Raw genomic sequence first — 16,455 nt, forward strand, 5'->3', positions numbered from 1 at the left:
CAGCGACAGGTGCACTCGCCACAAGCTCGTCATTCCGGAGCGCGAGCGATAGCTCGCGAACCCGGAATCTGGATGCGGCATAGACGATCGAGGTTCCGGGTTCGCACCTTCGGTGCGCCCCGGAATCACGAATTAACAGATGGCGCAAGCAGCGCTGAGTGAGGTGTGGACCGTATCAAAATGCAGCGTATCCCGACCGGAATGATCGACCACCTCAATCCGCCGACCGGCATGATGGCCGACAATGTGGTCGGCTTCGCGCGCGCGTTGCGGGCGGCGGGATTGCCGGTCGGGCCCGGTGCGGTGATCGACGCGCTGCAGGCGCTGCAACTGATCGATGTCGGCTGCCGTGCCGATGTCTATGCGACGCTGCAATCAATCTTCGTCAAGCGCCACGAACATGTGCTGATTTTCGCGCAGGCCTTTGAACTGTTCTTCCGCGCCGCCGAGGAATGGCAGCACATGCTGGATTCGATCCCGCTGCCCGATCACGCCAAGAAGAAGCCGCCGCCAGCGTCGCGCCGCGTGCAGGAGGCGTTGGCGCAGGCCAGCCAAGCGATCGACAAGGCGGAGGAGCAGCAGGAACTGCGGCTGTCGGTGTCTGATCATGAAGTGCTGCAGAAGAAGGATTTTGCGCAGATGAGCGCGGCCGAGATCGCCGAGGTGACGCGCGCGATCGCCAAGATGCGGTTGCCGCAGGCCGAGCTGCGCACGCGCCGCCAGGCGCCCGACCGGCACGGCCGGCGGCTCGATCTGCGCCGCACGCTACGCGCGTCGCTGCGCGCCGGCGGCGAGATCGTCGATATCCGCAAGCTCGGCCCGCTCGACAAGCCATCGCCGATCGTGGCGCTGCTCGATATTTCCGGCTCGATGAGCGAATACACGCGGCTGTTCCTGCATTTCCTGCACGCCATCACCGATGATCGCAAACGGGTCTCGACCTTTCTGTTCGGCACAAGGCTGACCAATGTCACCCGCGCGCTGCGCGCCCGCGATCCGGACGACGCGCTGCAAAGCTGCACCGCCGCGGTCGAGGACTGGGCCGGCGGCACGCGCATCTCGGCCTCGCTGCACGCCTTCAACAAGTTGTGGAGCCGGCGCGTGCTCGGCCAGGGCGCGATCGTGCTGCTGATTTCCGACGGGCTGGAACGCGACGCCGACGGCCAACTGGCATTCGAGATCGACCGGCTACATCGCTCGTGCCGGCGGCTGATCTGGCTCAATCCGCTGCTGCGCTATGCCGGCTTTGAAGCCAAGGCGCAGGGCATCAAAATGATGCTGCCGCACGTTGACGAATTTCGCCCAGTGCATAACCTCACCTCGATGCACGCGCTGGTCGAGGCGCTGTCCGCGCCGCCGCCGCCGCATCACCGCACGCTGATCCGATCGGCGGCTTAAGGGACGACGCCCATGCCAAGCACGCTCGATCGCGACGACGACATTCTGCAGGCCGCGCAGCAATGGCACCAGGCCGGGCGCGGCGTGGCGCTTGCCACCGTGGTCGAAACCTGGGGCTCGGCGCCGCGGCCGGCCGGCTCCAGTTTGGTGATCAATGATGAGGGTGTGTTTCTCGGCTCGGTGTCGGGCGGCTGTGTCGAAGGCGCGGTGGTCACCGAAGCGCTGGAGGTGATCAGCAGCGGCACGCCAAAACTCTTGGAATTCGGCGTTGCCGACGAAACCGCCTGGCAGGTCGGGCTGTCCTGCGGCGGCACCATTCGCGTATTCGTGGAAAAGGTCGGCGCGCCGTGAAGCTGGAAATTCTGCAGGCGCTCAATGCCGAGCGCGCCGCGCGCCGTCCGGCGGTGGTGGTCACCGAGCTTGCCAGCGGCGCGCAGCGGCTGCTCACGGCCGATCAGATCGACGGCGATCCGCTCGCCGCCGAAGTGCACAAGCTGCTGCGGATGGGCAAGAGCGCCACCATCGACGCCGAGGGCCGCAAATGGTTCATCCATGTGCACGCGCCGACGGCAAAGATGGTGATCATCGGCGCGGTTCATATCAGCCAGGTGCTGGCGCCGCTGGCGCGCACGCTCGGCTATGACGTCACCATTGTCGATCCGCGCACCGCGTTCGCGAGTGCTGAGCGCTTTCCCGAGGTGCCGCTGATCGCGGACTGGCCCGATGTTGCGCTGCCGCCGTTGCAGGTCGATCGCTACACCGCGTTTGTGGCGCTGACTCATGATCCGAAGATCGATGATGGCGCGCTGCTGCATGCGCTGGCGCAAAACTGTTTCTATATCGGCGCGCTCGGTTCGAAGAAGACCCACGCCAAGCGGCTCGATCGCCTGAGCGCGCAGGGCGCCAGCGCCGCCGATCTTGCCAAAATTCACGCGCCGATTGGGCTGGCGATCGGCGCGGTGTCGCCAGCGGAAATCGCGGTGTCGATCATGGCCGAGATCACCGCGCAATTGCGGCTGCCGCAGCCGCTGCCATCATGAAATTCGCGGAGCTGGCGCCCGCTGATGCGCTTGGCGGCATCGCCGTGCACACGCTGCGCCGCGGCGCGCTGGTGCTGAAGAAAGGCACGGTGATCGGCGCCGCCGAAGTCGCGGCGTTGCAGGCGGCCGGCGTCGAACGCCTCGCCGCGGTGCATCTCGAAGCGAGCGATGTGTCGGAAGATGTGGCCGCAGGCCGGATCGCGCAGGCGGTCGCGGGCGAGGGCGTGCACGTCGAGGCCGCAATGACCGGCCGTGCCAATCTGTTCGCGGCGCAAGCTGGCGTGCTGGTGGTGGCGCGCGAGGTGGTGGACCGCGTCAATGGCATCAATGAAGCGATCACACTGGCGACGCTGCCGGCTTTCAAGCCGGTGGTCGAAGGCGAAATGATCGCTACCGTGAAACTCATTCCGTTCGGCGTCGCCGCGCCGCTCTGCGACGCGGCGGTGGCGGCGGGCCGCGGCGCGCTACGCATCGCACCCTTCGTCCGCCGGCGGATCGGCGTGGTCTCGACGCTGCTGCCGGGGCTTGCCACCAAGGTGATCGACAAGACGCTGCGCGTCACCGCCGAGCGGCTGGCACCAGCCGGCGCCAGCATCATCGCCGAGCGCCGCGTCGCCCATCAGCAAAGCGCGCTCGCTGGGGCGATCGATGAACTGCTCACGCTCGGCGCGGAGCTGGTGATCGTGTTCGGCGCATCCGCGATCGCCGATCGCCGTGACGTGATCCCGGCGGCGATCAAGGCTGTCGGCGGCGAGATCGCGCATTTCGGCATGCCGGTCGATCCCGGCAATCTGCTGCTGATTGGCGCGGTGCGCGGCGTGCCGATCATCGGTGCGCCGGGCTGTGCGCGTTCCCCGGTCGAGAACGGTTTTGACTGGGTGCTGATGCGGCTCTTGGCCGGGCTGCCGGTGACGCGCGCCGAGATCACCGGCATGGGCGTTGGGGGGCTGTTGATGGAAATCGTCACCCGGCCGCAGCCGCGGCTGCCGGCCGCTGCAGAAAGCCAGCGCGTCGCCGCGATCGTGCTTGCCGCTGGCCGCTCGACGCGCATGGGCGGGCCGAACAAATTGCTTGCCACTCTGAATGGCCGGCCATTGGTGCGGATCGTGGCCGAGCAGGCGCTGGCCTCGCAGGCCTGCGAGGTGATCGTGATCACCGGCCATCAGAGCGCTGAGGTCGCGGCCGCGCTGTCCGGTCTCAAGGTGACGCTGGTGCATAATCCGGAGTTCGCGCAAGGGATCGCGTCGTCGCTGAAGGCCGGTATCACCGCGGTGCCGAGCGATGCCGCCGGCGCTGTGGTGTGCCTGGGCGATATGCCGCTGGTTGGCCCCAGCCTGATCGACCGGCTGATCGCCGCCTTTGCGCCTGATCGCGGCGCGCTGATCGTGGTGCCGGTCAGCGGCGGCAGGCGTGGCAATCCGGTGCTGTGGTCGCGGCGGTTCTTTGCTGAACTGTTGACGCTGGACGGTGATGTCGGTGCCCGCCATTTGATCGGCAAGCACAGCGAGGCGGTGGCGGAAGTCGCGGTCGAAGGCGAGGGCGCGTTTCTCGATATCGACACGCCGCAGGCGCTCGACGACATGCAGCGGGCGTGATCGCCGCAGCTTCTTTCCCTCCCCCCGCGGAGCGGTGGGGAGGGTCGGCGCGCCGCGCCGGGGTGGGGGCTTGTCGCCCGCCATCTCGAGGCGTCACGTTGATTGTGACCCCCACCCGTCCGGCCCGATTTGCATCGGGCCGTCCACCCTCCCCGCAAGGGGGAGGGAAAAGAAGGGCGGTTTGCGCGTCCCGATCACGTTGCTGAAACGGCCCCTCAAAGTCTCGCTTGAAAATGACTGACTGGTCAGTCAGTATTGATGAATGACCATGCGAGATCCCAAACCGGCGCAGCGCGGCGGCCCGGCAAAGCAGCGGCGGCGCACGGCGTCACCGCAAGCTGAGGCAAAACCGCGCCGCCGTAAGTCGGGCGCAGCAGCGGAACCGGACGCAAGCGGCGATGGCGCGCAGGCGCCATCACGGCGCGCGGCGAAATCGGCGCAGCGCCGCGCCGCGATCGTGGCCGCTGGGCTGCAGGAATTCGTGGCGCGCGGCTACACCGCGACCAGGCTCGACGACGTCGCGCGCCGCGCCGGCGTCGCCAAGGGCACGATCTATCTGTACTTCAAGGACAAGGAAGCGCTGTTCCAGGAACTGATCCGCTCGGCGCTGGTGCCGGTGGTGACCAGGATCGCGCCGCAGCCGGGCGAGGGCCAATCGGCGCGCGCGCTGTTCGAGCAATTCGTGCAGACCTTTGTGCGCGAAATCGTCGAGACCGAGCGTGCCGATGTGTTGCGGCTGGTGCTGGCGGAAGGCGCGCGCTTTCCGGCACTCGCCGAGTTTCACTATCGCGAAGTGGTGCTGCGCGCGCTTGGCGCGATCGAACAGCTGATCCGCTACGGCATCGCGCGCGGCGAGATTCATCACACCGTTTTGGCCAAGTTTCCGCAGCTGGTGGCGGCGCCGGCGCTGATGGCGGTGATCTGGCAGGGGCTGTTCAGCAAGCACGCGCCGCTCGACGCTGCAGAGATGCTGCGCGCCCATCTCGATATCATTTTCGATCAACGGGGGACGACATGATCGCGTCACGACGGTTTTGGCTGGTCGCGTTGTCGGCGCTGCTGCTCGGCTCCTGTGGCCCGCGCTCCGACGGCAGCTATCAGGGCTGGATCGAGGCCGACATGATCTTTGTCAGCCCCGATGAATCCGGGCGCATCACCAGCCTCAAGGTGCGCGAGGGCGACGAGGTCAGCCACGGCGCGCTGATCTACACGCTCGATGATGATCTGCAGCAGGCCGATCTCAACCAGAACAACGCCACGCTGGCCAATGCCCGCCAGATCTATGATCGCGCGCAGTCGCTGTCGCGCACCGGCTCCGGCACGCAGGCCAATCTCGACTCCGCGGTGTCGGCGCTACGCGTCGCCGAAGCGCGGGTCGAGACCGCCAAGACGCGCCTCGCGCGCCGCGAGATTCATGCCCCGGTGACCGGCATGGTGCAGCAGATCTACTTTCGCGAAGGCGAGCTGGTGCCGGCGCAGAAGCCGGTGCTGTCGATCCTGCCGCCCGGCAATATGAAAGTGCGGTTCTATGTGTCGGAAACTGAGCTGGCGCGGTTCTCGATCGGCGATCAGGTCGAGATCAGCTGTGATAGCTGCGGACCCGGTCTGACCGGCAAAGTGTATTTCATCTCGACCACCGCGGAATACACCCCGCCGGTGATCTACTCGCTCGAGGAACGCAGCAAGCTGGTCTATCTGATCCAGGCCCGGCCGGAACAGCCGGCGCGGCTACGGGTCGGCCAGCCGGTCAGCGTGGTGGTGCAACATCATGGCGCGCTGGCGGTGAAGCGATGAGCACCCAGGCTGCCGCCGATGCTATCGCCAGCGATATCGCCATCGAGGTTTCGGGGCTGTCGAAATCGTTCAACGGCCGAGAGGTGGTGCACGATCTGTCGATGCGGGTACGGCGCGGCTCGATCTATGGCTTTCTCGGCCCAAATGGCTCCGGCAAGACCACCACGATCCGCATGCTGTGCGGACTGCTCACGCCCGATAGCGGCGAGGGCACTTGCCTTGGCTTCGACATCCGCCGCGAAGCGCGCAAGATCAAGCGGCTGGTTGGCTATATGACGCAGCGCTTCAGCCTGTATCAGGACCTGTCGGTGCGCGAGAACCTGGAATTCGTGGCGCGGCTCTATGGCCTGCGCGATCCGCGCGGCGCGGCGCGCGACATGATCAACCGGCTCGGCCTCAACGGCCGCGAAGCGCAGCTTGCCGGTGAACTCTCCGGCGGCTGGAAGCAGCGGCTCGCGCTCGGCGCCTGCACGCTGCCCAATCCGCAATTGCTGCTGCTCGATGAGCCGACTGCGGGCGTTGACCCGAAAGCGCGCCGCGATTTCTGGAACGAGATTCACGCGCTCGCCGCCGAGGGGCTGACCGTGCTGGTCTCGACCCACTACATGGACGAGGCCGAGCGCTGCCACGAGATCGCCTATATCGCCTATGGCCATCTGCTGACCCATGGTACCGTGGATCAAGTGATCGCCGGATCTAAGCTCACCACCTACACCGTGTCCGGCGACGCCTTGAACGGTCTGGCGGCGGAACTAACGGGCAAGCCCGGCATCGACATGGTGGCGCCGTTCGGCGTCAGCCTGCATGTCTGCGGCCGCGATCAGGCGGCGCTGGAAGCGGCGATCGCCAGCTACAAGGCCGATCGCCGGCTGACGTGGCGGCGCAGCGAGCCGTCATTGGAGGACGTGTTCATCGATCTGATGAACACATCGAAGGACAATTTCCAATGAATGCCGCCCGCGATCCGCGCATCGCCGCCCGCGACCGGCCGTTCGGATTCTGGCGCCGCACCTATGCGATGCTGGTGAAAGAACTTTTGCAACTGCTGCGCGACCGGGTGTCGTTTGGCATGATCATCTTCATGCCGGTGATGCAGCTATTGCTGTTCGGCTATGCCATCAACACCACGCCGCGTCATCTGCCGACCGCGGTGCTGTTGCAGGAGGACACCGATCTCGGCCGATCGATCCTCAAAGCGCTGGAAAACACCGCCTATTTCCGCTTCACCCATGAGGTGCACAATGTCGAGCAATTCGACGCCTTGCTGCTGTCGGGCCAGGTGCTGTTCGGAGTCGAGATTCCGCGCGGATTCGAGCGCGCGGTGCGGCGCGGCGAACGGCCGGCGCTGCTGGTCGCGGCCGATGCCACTGATCCGGTCGCGGCCGGCTCGGCACTGTCGGCGCTCGGCCAGATCGCGCAGAGCGCATTGATGCATGACCGGGTCGGCGGCGAGCCGGCTGTGCCGCCATTCGAGATCCGCGCCCACGCCCGCTACAATCCAGCGGCATCGTCGCGGCTCAACATCGTGCCGGGACTGGTCGGCACCATTCTCACCATGACCATGCTGATCTTTACGGCGCTGTCGGTGACCCGCGAGATCGAGCGCGGCACCATGGAAAATCTGCTGTCGATGCCGATCACCCCGGTCGAGGTGATGCTCGGCAAGATTTTGCCCTATGTGCTGGTCGGCTTCATCCAGGCGACGCTGATCGTGTCGATCGGCGTGCTGCTGTTCGGCGTGCCGATCCTCGGCAGCCTGATCATGCTGGCGCTGCTGTCGACGCTGTTCATCACCACCAATCTGGCGATCGGCTACACGTTCTCGACCCTGGTGCAGAACCAGCTGCAGGCGATGCAGGCCTCGATGATGTTCTTCCTGCCGTCGATCCTGCTGTCCGGCTTCATGTTCCCGTTCGCCGGCATGCCGAAATGGGCGCAATATATCGGCGAGTGCCTGCCGCTGACCCATTATCTGCGCATCGTGCGCTCGATCATGCTGAAAGGCGCGTCGCTGGAGAATTTACGCTACGACGCGATCGCGCTGGTGGTGCTGATGCTGGTGGCGATGACCATCGCCGTGACGCGCTTCCGTCGCACGCTCGATTGATCGGGGGTGTGGCTGCGGTGCCGTCAGTGCCGCAGCAGCACGCCGAGCCGCAGATAGCCGCCGCGGCGGTGGTAATTGTCTTCGAGATAGCCGGCCGACGCCGACCATTCCAGATCGTGCCAGTGCCAGCCGGTGATGTGCATGCCGACCCGGTACTGCGTGCTGTAGATATCGGCAAACGCCGACGCTTCCGGTCCGGTCCAAAAGCCGTCGAACAGCCGGACGCCGGCGGCGATCCGTCCACCGCGGCCATTGCTGACCGAATAAGCGGTCCATGACGAGGCCACCAGCAGCGACGGCGTCGGCTCCCACCAGGTTTCGATCACGCCATGCACGCCGAATTGCGGGCCGCGCAGGCTGGCATTGGGTGCAGTCGGATCGATATTCTGGAACTGCGGGCCGACCAGCAGCTTGACTTCGAAATCGCCGCGCTTGAAGCGATAGCCGGCCAGCGTCGAGACCCGCGAGGTCAGCGTGCTGCCGCTGTCATAACGATCGATGCGGCGCGACACCTGTAGCTGCGTCACCAGCCCGTCGTCATTCAAGCCGCCCGGCGCCCAATACACGCCGCCATAGAGATCAAAGGCGCCGCGCCACAGGTCGATGCCGTTGAACAGCAGAAAATGCGCAGGGTTTGATGGCGCATTGGCCGGCGAGGGCAGAACCAGCACTGGTGGGGCGTCCTGCGCCTGAACGGTGCCAACGCCAGCCACCATCATGGCCGCCGCGAGCCACGCGCTCAGCCCCCGAACCCGACAAACCATGGCAGCCCCCAACGCAACTTAGGCAACCGTGGATTGCAGTAAAGCGCGGATGCCTCCACTCTGTCCAGCACGAAGCCGTCAGCCTGTGGCGGAACGCTGCTCGATCGCGTTTTTGATCAGGTTCTTCAAGCGGCGATTGGTCTCGTTATAGCCGTCGAGATACGCGTATGACACCGAGAGGTCCTCGGGGGAGTCAGGCTCGGACTGATTGGCTTCCGCAAAGAATTGCTGCACGCGGTCCGGCGCCGGATGTGCTTTGACCAGCACCGCGACGAAATTCACCAGCGCCTTGAGTTGTCCATCGAGATAGTCGACCTTGCCCATCGGTTATCATCCTTCTCGTCAGCGTTGTGTTCGTCGCATAGCAGAAGCGGTCAGGTAGGCCAATGCGTCGACCTGCGGCCAAATGACAACCATGTTGACCATTACGCTGTCACGACTCATGGCTGCGGCTTGAGATGATGCACTGTAACCGGCCGGCGAGCTGCCATTCGTTCTGCGATCCATTGCCGATGGCAGTGCTGATGATCCTGCTCAAAACACAATAAGCAGACCGGACCTGTGCTGTTGATCAGCGCCTCCAAGGCATCGAGCTGTTCGCTAGCCTGCGGCGTTTTCAGATGCGTGCTGTAGATTTGGCGCAGCGCTGCGAAATCGCCGCCACGCGCCGCGTTGCGGCCTTCTTTCGGGGCGCCGAGGTCGCGCAAATGCAGATAACCGATGCCGTGCTGATCAAGCGCCGCGGCCAATTGGTTTTTGGAAAAGCCCGGCCGGCGCGACGACACCACGGCACGAACATCGGCGACCAGTTTGACGCCGGCGCGCTGCAATTCGTCAAGCAGCGCCTGCGGCGCGGTGCGCTCATAACCGATGGTGAACAGTTGGCTCGCCGTACCCATCGTGGTTGCCTCCTGGCCTGGAATAACAAGGCTAACGCAATCGCTCGATCAGAGCCATCGCCGCTGCCGGCGCCCGCAGCTTGGCTTCATGGATCACATAGCCAAACACATCGCGCGGCTGCCGCGCCGGTGGCGGGGAGGGGATGATGCGCGGCAGGTCGGCGGGTTCGCCGCCCTCGGCCCATTGCCCGAAGCGCGCCGCCCACGCATCCAAAGCACCATCCGGATAGCCGGTCGCGATCGTTTCCTGGCCCTTTTGCAGCCGGGCATAGATGAAATCAGTGGTGATATCGGCGATCGCCGGATAGCTTTCGTGCTCTGAAAACACCACGGCGACGCCGTGCTGGCGCAGCAGCGTCACGAAGGACGGCACACCGAAACTATGATGGCGCACTTCGACCGCGTGGCGCAGCGCGCGGCCATCGATCTCGCGCGGCAGCAGAGCGAGAAATGCGGCGAAATCCGGCTCGTGGAATGTTTTGGTGGGCGCGAACTGCCACAGTACCGGGCCGAGGTGGTCGCCAAGTTCCAGCACGCCGGAGTCATAAAACCGTTTGATGCTGTCGCCGGCCTCGGCCAGCGCTCTGCGGTTGGTGGCAAAGCGCGGACCCTTTAGCGCGAATACGAAACCGTCCGGCACTTCGCGCGCCCATTTGCGGAAGCTCGCCGGCTTTTGCGAACCGTAGAAAGTTCCATTGATCTCGATCGAGGTCAGGCGCTGCGCGGCGTAGCTCAGTTCCTGGGTGTGCGGCAGTTTGCTCGGGTAAAATTCTCCACGCCAGGGCGGATAGGTCCATCCGCCAACGCCGATCCTGATTGCGCCGCAAGCTTTTTTCATTGATCAGCCTCCCCTTGCGGAACGAGCTAACCGTTCCTATCTTGTTGACAACGGCGACGTCGAAGCCAACGGGCCACGGCGCCGCAACGGCCACGGAATAATCAGGGAGTGCCGGATGTACGCACACCTGATGTTCGTGGTCGTTTACGTTTTCCGGGTCGGTTCCCTTTCCCCGCTCGGTCAAGTTTTGGGACGGTAAGTTTGGGTCGGTAACTTTTGAGGGCGCATTTGGGCCCCGTTGCCCCCGGAAGCCGCGTCCTCCCGCTCCCGAAGCGCTTCCTCCCAAAGCTCCATTCTCCCCGAAGCTCCATTCTCCCGCAGCGTCAGTGCCCCGCAGGCCGGCCTTTTCCGGGCGCGGTGCGCCGATTCCCCCCGCTGATTGCCGCTGGCCGCCTTGGCATGGCGCGGCGCCGCGGATATAGGGCTGGCGCATGAACCAGCCCTTTCCAGCCAGCAGTGGCGCCTTGCCGCTGACGGACGCGCCGTTGCAGCTCTCCGTCATCATCCCGACCTTCAACGAGCGCGACAATGTCACGCCGCTGTTCGAGCGGCTGAAGGTGGCGCTGGCCGGGATCGCCTGGGAAGCGGTGTTCGTGGACGACAATTCGCCGGACGGAACCGCCAATGTGGTGCGTGCGCTGGCACGGCAGGACCAGCGGGCGCGTTGCCTGCGCCGCATCGGCCGCCGCGGCTTGTCAGGCGCCTGCATCGAAGGCATTTTGTCGTCGAGTGCCAGTTTTGTGGCCGTGATCGACGCCGATTTGCAGCATGACGAGACCCAGCTCGCCAAGATGCTCGGCATCCTGCAAGCGGGGCAGGCCGATCTGGTGGTCGGCAGCCGTTATATCGAGGGCGGCAATTCCGACGCCTTCAACAAGCAGCGCGCCGGTGCCAGCGCGCTCGCCACCACGATCGCGCGCCGCGTGCTGCGCGTCGAGGTCAACGATCCGATGAGCGGCTTCTTCATGATCCGCCGCGACCGTTTTGAAGAACTGGCGCCGCAGCTCTCGACCCAGGGCTTCAAGATCCTGCTCGACCTGGTCGCGACCGCGCGTGGCAGCCTGCGCATCGTGGAAGTCCCGTACACTTTCGGTTCGCGGCTGCATGGCGAGAGCAAGCTCGACTCGATGGTGATGCTCGACTTCCTCGGCCTGGTGCTGGCGAAGTTCACCAATGACATCATCACGCTGCGCTTTGTGCTGTTCGCGATGGTCGGCACGCTCGGCCTGCTGGTCCATGTGGCGGTGCTCTATGTCGCGCTCGATGCGCTGCAGCTGCGGTTCGGCGAGGCCCAGACCGTGGCCGCGATCTGCGCCATGACCAGCAACTTCCTGCTCAACAATTTCCTCACCTACCGCGACCAGCGGCTAAAGGGCTTTGCGATCCTGCGCGGCCTGCTGCTGTTCTATCTGGTGTGCAGCGTCGGGCTGCTGGCCAATGTCGGCGTTGCGTTCTCGATCTATGATCAGGAGCCGACCTGGTGGATCGCCGGCGCCGCCGGTGCCTTGATGGGGGTGGTGTGGAACTACGCGATGTCCGGACTGTTCGTCTGGCGCAAGCGATGAACGATACGCGGCTGGTCCGTCTCACGGCGCTGACCGTCCTCGGTCTGGTCGCGCTGCGCCTCGCCATTGCGGCGTGGCTGCCGCTGACCTTCGACGAGGCCTATTACTGGCAGTGGTCCAAGCATCTGGCCGGCGGCTATTACGATCATCCGCCGATGGTGGCGGTGGTGATCTGGCTCGGCACGCTGATCGCCGGCGACACCGAGTTCGGTGTGCGGCTGGTGTCGGTGCTGCTCGGGCTGCCGATGAGCTGGGCGGTGTTCCGCTCCGCGCAATTGCTGTTCGGTGGCGTGCGGATCGCCTGCACCGCGACCTTGCTGCTCAATGTCACGCTGATCGCCGCGGCGGGCACCACCATCGTCACCCCGGACGCGCCGCTGCTGGTGGCGTCGAGCTTCGTGCTCTACGCGCTCGCCCAGGTGCTCGCCAGCGGCCGCGGCATCTGGTGGCTGGCGGTCGGCGCCGCAGTTGGCGTCGCGCTGCTGTCAAAATACACCGCGATGTTCTTTGGGCCGATCATTCTGATCTGGCTGCTGTGGGTGCCGAAGCTGCGGCGCTGGCTGACCTCGCCCTGGCCCTATCTCGGCGGCCTGCTGGCGCTGGCGCTGTTTTCCCCGGTCTTGTGGTGGAATGCCGAGCATGACTTTGTGTCATTCGCCAAGCAGCTCGGCCGCGCCAGGATCGAGAGTTTTCGCCCGGCTTACATTGCCGAACTGATCCCGACCCAGTTCGCGTTTGCCACGCCTCTGGTGTTCATCCTCGGCGTGCTCGGCCTCTATGCGCTGGCGCGCCGCGAGGTCGGCGCCACCGGCTCGCGCACCCTGATCAGCGCCACCGTCTGGACCATCGTGGTCTATTTCGCCTGGCACGCGCTGCACGCCCGGGTGGAGGCCAATTGGCTGAGCCCGATCTATCCGGCTTTCGCCATCGCCGGCGCGGTCGCGGCCACCGCGGTGCCATGGGGCGCGCGCATGCAGCGGCTGGTGCGGTTCTGCGCCAATTGGGCGGTGCCGACCGGGGTGCTGCTGTTGGTGCTGGCGGCGGTGCAGGCCAATACCGGCGTGCTGACCGGCTTCCGGCGCGACGCCTCGGTGCGCACCGTCGGGGTCGGCTTTGCGCAGATGGCGGCCGAGATCGAAGCGGTGCGGGTCCGGGTCGGCGCCAGCTGCGTGCTGGCCGATGATTATGGCAACACCGGCTGGCTGGCGTTCTATCTGCCCAAGGGCACCTGCGTGGCGCAGCGCAACCAGCGGCTGCGCTGGGTCAATGCCCCCGAGCCGGCGCCGGAACTGCTGGCCGGCAAGCTGCTGCTGGTCGGCGAGGATCAGGCGGCCATGCTGCCCAGCGTGCAGGCCAGTTTTGAGCGTATCGAGCGGGTCGGCGTGGTGCAGCGCAAGCGCGGGCCGCTGGTGATCGAGGACGTCGAACTCGATCTGCTCGACGGCGCCAAGGGTGACGTGTTCGATCGCTCGCCGCCGCCTTATTGAGATTGGCACCTTGTCGCAACTTTAGTCTAAGGAAGCCCCGGGCATGGCTGACACCACCGGGCCCGTTTGTGCTACAGGCTGTCCGCCTCACTTCCCAATGCGCGCGCGTTCTGCGCGGCCATCAACAGCACGAGAATCATTATGACCGGACCGGTGGTGATCGTGGGAGCCGGACATGCTGGCTTCCAACTCGCCGTATCCCTGCGCCAGGCCAAGTTTGCCGGGCAGATACTGCTTATCAATGACGAAAAGCATTTGCCTTATCAGCGCCCGCCGCTGTCGAAGGCCTATCTGAAGGGCGACGGCGCCCCGGACTCGCTGATGTTCCGGCCGCAGAAGTTCTTTGAAGATCAGAATATCGAGCTGGTCTATGACAGCGCCAAGGCGATCGACCGCAAGGCCAAGAAGCTAAAACTGGTCTCGGGCAAGGAGCTTGATTACTGGCATCTGGTGATTGCCACCGGCGCCCGTAACCGGCTGCTCGACGTGCCCAACGCCTCGCTCGACGACGTGCTCTATCTGCGCACCATGGACGAGAGCGAGCAGGTTCGCCAGCGCATGCCTGAGCGCAAGCGCGTGGTGGTGATCGGCGCCGGCTTCATCGGCCTGGAATTCGCCGCGACCGCGCGTTCCAAGGGTCTGGAAGTCGACGTGCTTGAACTCGCGCCGCGGGTGATGGCGCGCGCCGTGACCCCGGAAATCTCGTCCTACTTCCATGACCGCCACACCGCGGCGGGCATCCGCATCCATTACGGTGTGCGCGCCACCGAGATCGAAGCCACCGATGGCAAGGTCAGCGGCGTTGCGCTCAGCGATGGCCGCCATCTGCCGGCCGATCTGATCGTGGTCGGCGTCGGCGTGCTGCCGAATGTCGAACTGGCCGCGGAAGCCGATCTGCCGGTCGCCGCCGGCATCATCGTCAACGAGCAGCTTTTGACCTCCGATCCGGATATTTCCGCGATCGGCGACTGCTCGCTGTTTGCCAGCCATCGCTTCGGCGAATTGATGCGGCTTGAGTCGGTGCAAAACGCCACTGATCAGGCACGCTGCGTCGCCGCCCGGCTGACCGGCGATGCCAAGACCTATGACGGCTATCCGTGGTTCTGGAGCGACCAGGGCGACGACAAGCTGCAGATCGCGGGCCTCACCACGGGCTTCGACCAGGTGGTGGTGCGCGGCGACGTTGCGCAGCGCTCGTTCTCGACCTTCTGCTACAAGAACGGCAAGCTGATCGGCATCGAGTCCGTGAACCGCGCAGGCGATCACGTGTTCGGCCGCAAGATCCTGCCGCTCGGCGGTTCGGTGACGCCGGAGCAGGCCGCCGATCTCAGCTTCGATCTGAAGAAGGCGATGGCGTAACGCCAACGACGGTTGCTACCAACTTCACAACGCAATGGCCGGGCTCGTCCCGGCCATTGTCGTTTGTGACACCATCGGTCGTATCAATATCGGCTCGTACCAATGACCGTCATGCCCGCGCTTGTCGCGGGTATCCACGTCTTGAAATCGTCGCAAGATTAAAGACGTGGATGGCCGGGACGAGAGCCCGGCCATGACGTGCGCATCGAAACGTTTATGAGCTGCCGCGCGCTCAGGCCATCATGCCGAATTCCTGCTGCACCGCCTGAATATCGGCCAGGGTCGGCAGGCCGGCTTCATTGCCGAGCCGCTGCACCTTGAAGCTGGAGGCAGCGCGCGCAAACGCAAAATGGTCGGCCCAGGCGCCGGACGGGTTGCGCAGATAAGAATAGATATAAGCGCCGTGAAACACGTCACCGGCGCCATTGGTGTCGAGCACGCGATGCGCCGGCACCGGATAGGCCGGCAGGGTCTGCACCACACCGTGTTCGTCATACCAGTACAGGCCGCGCTCGCCGAGCGTGACGCCGCCGATCCGGCAGCCGCGGCTTTTCAGATAATCGAGCATCTGCGCTGGGGTTTTGTCCATCTGTTCGCACAGCCGCTCCGCCACCACCGCGACGTCAATGAATGCGAGCAGCTCGTCAGTATTGCTGCGCAGCCCGCCGCCATCGAGCGAGGTCAGAATGCCGGCCTCTCGGCACAGCTTGGCGTAGTAGAGCGCGGCGTCGGGCTGGTGGCCGTCGACATGCAGAGCCCGGCACGAGCCGAGGTTGAGCAGCGGGAACGGATGCAGATGATCGTCGTCGCGGCAGCGCACGATCGCGCGCTTGCCGTCTTTCGGCATGATGAACGACAGCGACGAGGTGTTCACTTTGCGCGGATGCACCGAGATGCCGTATTTCGCGGTCATGTCCTGAAACATTCGCCCCAGCCAGTCATTGGCCATGGTGGCGATCAGATCAGGCACGATGCCGAGCTTGGCGCAGCAAAATGCCGCGGTGACGGCGTTGCCGCCGAACGAGACCGCGTAGTCGGAGGCCACATACTTCTCGTCGCCGGTCGGCATGTGGTCCGTCAGGAAGGTGACGTCGATATAAGTCTGTCCGATAAAAAGGGCCTGCATCGGTGATCCGGTTCGACACTGAAGGAGCTGTCGCGTGCAATCGAAGGGCGGTTACACCGACACATTAACACCCGTTACGTTCCTGCCTCGCCAAAATTTTCCGCAGTCGATGATCGCGGAAGATGCAGCGGGCGCGTCGTGTTTTGGCCATGAAAGAACGTCACGCCAGGGAACGTCATGACAAGGAACGTCATGGCAAGGAACGTCATGACAAGGAACGTGGCGCTCGTTAGCACGCTGACATCGATCGCCGGCATCGCCATGGCATGAATTGATGCCAAGCCAATGACAGAGCCAGTGACACAGGCAGCGACAGGAGGTCGTGACAGCTCCGCTGTGATCAACTCCCACGTCAAACAGGCGCGGCGATCCGGTTGAACAGGGAGCGGGCGCGGGCGGCCAGCGGAGTAGGGCGGCGCTCCGTGGTCATCACGATGTTGTGCACCATGACGATGCTCGCCGCTTGACACCGTTTGCGGTGAG

General features: G+C 64.9%; 17 protein-coding genes. 11 read left to right on the forward strand and 6 right to left on the reverse strand.

Annotation, left to right across the window (positions count from 1 at the left end):
- The first annotated feature begins 180 nt into the window (after window positions 1-180).
- The 8 genes from BJ122_RS01820 to BJ122_RS01855 all read left to right on the forward strand — a co-directional run bounded on the left by BJ122_RS01820 (window position 181) and on the right by BJ122_RS01855 (window position 7,934).
- On the forward strand, window positions 181-1,398 hold the full coding sequence (locus BJ122_RS01820; protein ID WP_110779752.1) for a vWA domain-containing protein: 1,218 nt from the start codon (window positions 181-183) through the stop codon (window positions 1,396-1,398).
- A gap of 12 nt (window positions 1,399-1,410) precedes the next feature.
- Entirely contained in the window at window positions 1,411-1,749 is a 339-nt protein-coding gene (locus BJ122_RS01825; RefSeq protein ID WP_110779472.1) for an XdhC family protein, read from the forward strand.
- Entirely contained in the window at window positions 1,746-2,438 is a 693-nt protein-coding gene (locus BJ122_RS01830) for an XdhC family protein (RefSeq protein WP_110779473.1), read from the forward strand. Before BJ122_RS01825 ends, BJ122_RS01830 begins: the two co-directional genes overlap by 4 nt.
- Window positions 2,435-4,033, forward strand: a complete 1,599-nt coding sequence (locus BJ122_RS01835; RefSeq protein WP_110779474.1) for an NTP transferase domain-containing protein — start codon at window positions 2,435-2,437, stop codon at window positions 4,031-4,033. Before BJ122_RS01830 ends, BJ122_RS01835 begins: the two co-directional genes overlap by 4 nt.
- 262 nt (window positions 4,034-4,295) lie before the next feature.
- Entirely contained in the window at window positions 4,296-5,051 is a 756-nt protein-coding gene (locus tag BJ122_RS01840; RefSeq protein ID WP_245407575.1) for a TetR/AcrR family transcriptional regulator, read from the forward strand.
- Window positions 5,048-5,827: an HlyD family secretion protein gene (locus BJ122_RS01845; protein WP_027277975.1), complete on the forward strand. Its 780-nt coding sequence runs from the start codon at window positions 5,048-5,050 to the stop codon at window positions 5,825-5,827. The genes BJ122_RS01840 and BJ122_RS01845 overlap by 4 nt, the downstream gene beginning before the upstream one ends.
- The gene (locus BJ122_RS01850) at window positions 5,824-6,777 is read left to right on the forward strand and encodes an ABC transporter ATP-binding protein (protein WP_110779475.1); all 954 of its coding nucleotides are present in this window, start codon (window positions 5,824-5,826) and stop codon (window positions 6,775-6,777) included. The genes BJ122_RS01845 and BJ122_RS01850 overlap by 4 nt, the downstream gene beginning before the upstream one ends.
- Complete coding sequence (locus BJ122_RS01855; RefSeq protein ID WP_110779476.1) at window positions 6,774-7,934, forward strand: ABC transporter permease; 1,161 nt, start codon at window positions 6,774-6,776, stop codon at window positions 7,932-7,934. The genes BJ122_RS01850 and BJ122_RS01855 overlap by 4 nt, the downstream gene beginning before the upstream one ends.
- Before the next feature lie 23 nt (window positions 7,935-7,957).
- Here BJ122_RS01855 and bcsS read toward each other — a convergent pair whose 3' ends face one another.
- From bcsS to BJ122_RS01875, 4 genes are all read right to left on the reverse strand, one after another.
- Window positions 7,958-8,650: a cellulose biosynthesis protein BcsS gene (bcsS, locus tag BJ122_RS01860; RefSeq protein WP_245407576.1), complete on the reverse strand. Its 693-nt coding sequence runs from the start codon at window positions 8,648-8,650 to the stop codon at window positions 7,958-7,960.
- Between the two features lie 126 nt (window positions 8,651-8,776).
- On the reverse strand, window positions 8,777-9,022 hold the full coding sequence (locus BJ122_RS01865; RefSeq protein WP_110779478.1) for a hypothetical protein: 246 nt from the start codon (window positions 9,020-9,022) through the stop codon (window positions 8,777-8,779).
- Between the two features lie 116 nt (window positions 9,023-9,138).
- Complete coding sequence (locus BJ122_RS01870) at window positions 9,139-9,597, reverse strand: DUF488 domain-containing protein (RefSeq protein WP_110779479.1); 459 nt, start codon at window positions 9,595-9,597, stop codon at window positions 9,139-9,141.
- Window positions 9,598-9,628: 31 nt separating this feature from the next.
- Window positions 9,629-10,435: a DUF72 domain-containing protein gene (locus BJ122_RS01875; protein WP_110779480.1), complete on the reverse strand. Its 807-nt coding sequence runs from the start codon at window positions 10,433-10,435 to the stop codon at window positions 9,629-9,631.
- Window positions 10,436-10,866: 431 nt separating this feature from the next.
- Between BJ122_RS01875 and BJ122_RS01880 the strand changes: the two genes are divergently transcribed.
- The 3 genes from BJ122_RS01880 to BJ122_RS01890 all read left to right on the forward strand — a co-directional run bounded on the left by BJ122_RS01880 (window position 10,867) and on the right by BJ122_RS01890 (window position 14,846).
- Window positions 10,867-12,000: a glycosyltransferase gene (locus BJ122_RS01880; RefSeq protein ID WP_110779481.1), complete on the forward strand. Its 1,134-nt coding sequence runs from the start codon at window positions 10,867-10,869 to the stop codon at window positions 11,998-12,000.
- Window positions 11,997-13,487 carry a glycosyltransferase family 39 protein gene (locus BJ122_RS01885; RefSeq protein ID WP_110779482.1) on the forward strand — a complete coding sequence of 497 codons (1,491 nt, stop codon included), beginning with the start codon at window positions 11,997-11,999 and terminating at the stop codon, window positions 13,485-13,487. The genes BJ122_RS01880 and BJ122_RS01885 overlap by 4 nt, the downstream gene beginning before the upstream one ends.
- Before the next feature lie 141 nt (window positions 13,488-13,628).
- Window positions 13,629-14,846, forward strand: coding sequence for an NAD(P)/FAD-dependent oxidoreductase (locus BJ122_RS01890; RefSeq protein ID WP_110779483.1), 1,218 nt, complete (start codon window positions 13,629-13,631; stop codon window positions 14,844-14,846).
- A gap of 232 nt (window positions 14,847-15,078) precedes the next feature.
- Here the strand turns inward: BJ122_RS01890 and BJ122_RS01895 are convergent, their stop codons facing one another.
- Both BJ122_RS01895 and BJ122_RS19385 read right to left on the reverse strand, forming a co-directional pair.
- Window positions 15,079-15,972, reverse strand: coding sequence for a sugar kinase (locus tag BJ122_RS01895; protein ID WP_103012604.1), 894 nt, complete (start codon window positions 15,970-15,972; stop codon window positions 15,079-15,081).
- Between the two features lie 74 nt (window positions 15,973-16,046).
- The gene (locus BJ122_RS19385) at window positions 16,047-16,229 is read right to left on the reverse strand and encodes a hypothetical protein (RefSeq protein WP_210205421.1); all 183 of its coding nucleotides are present in this window, start codon (window positions 16,227-16,229) and stop codon (window positions 16,047-16,049) included.
- Between the last annotated feature and the right edge of the window lie 226 nt (window positions 16,230-16,455).

This window comes from Rhodopseudomonas faecalis (assembly GCF_003217325.1).
Classification (GTDB): domain Bacteria; phylum Pseudomonadota; class Alphaproteobacteria; order Rhizobiales; family Xanthobacteraceae; genus Rhodopseudomonas; species Rhodopseudomonas faecalis.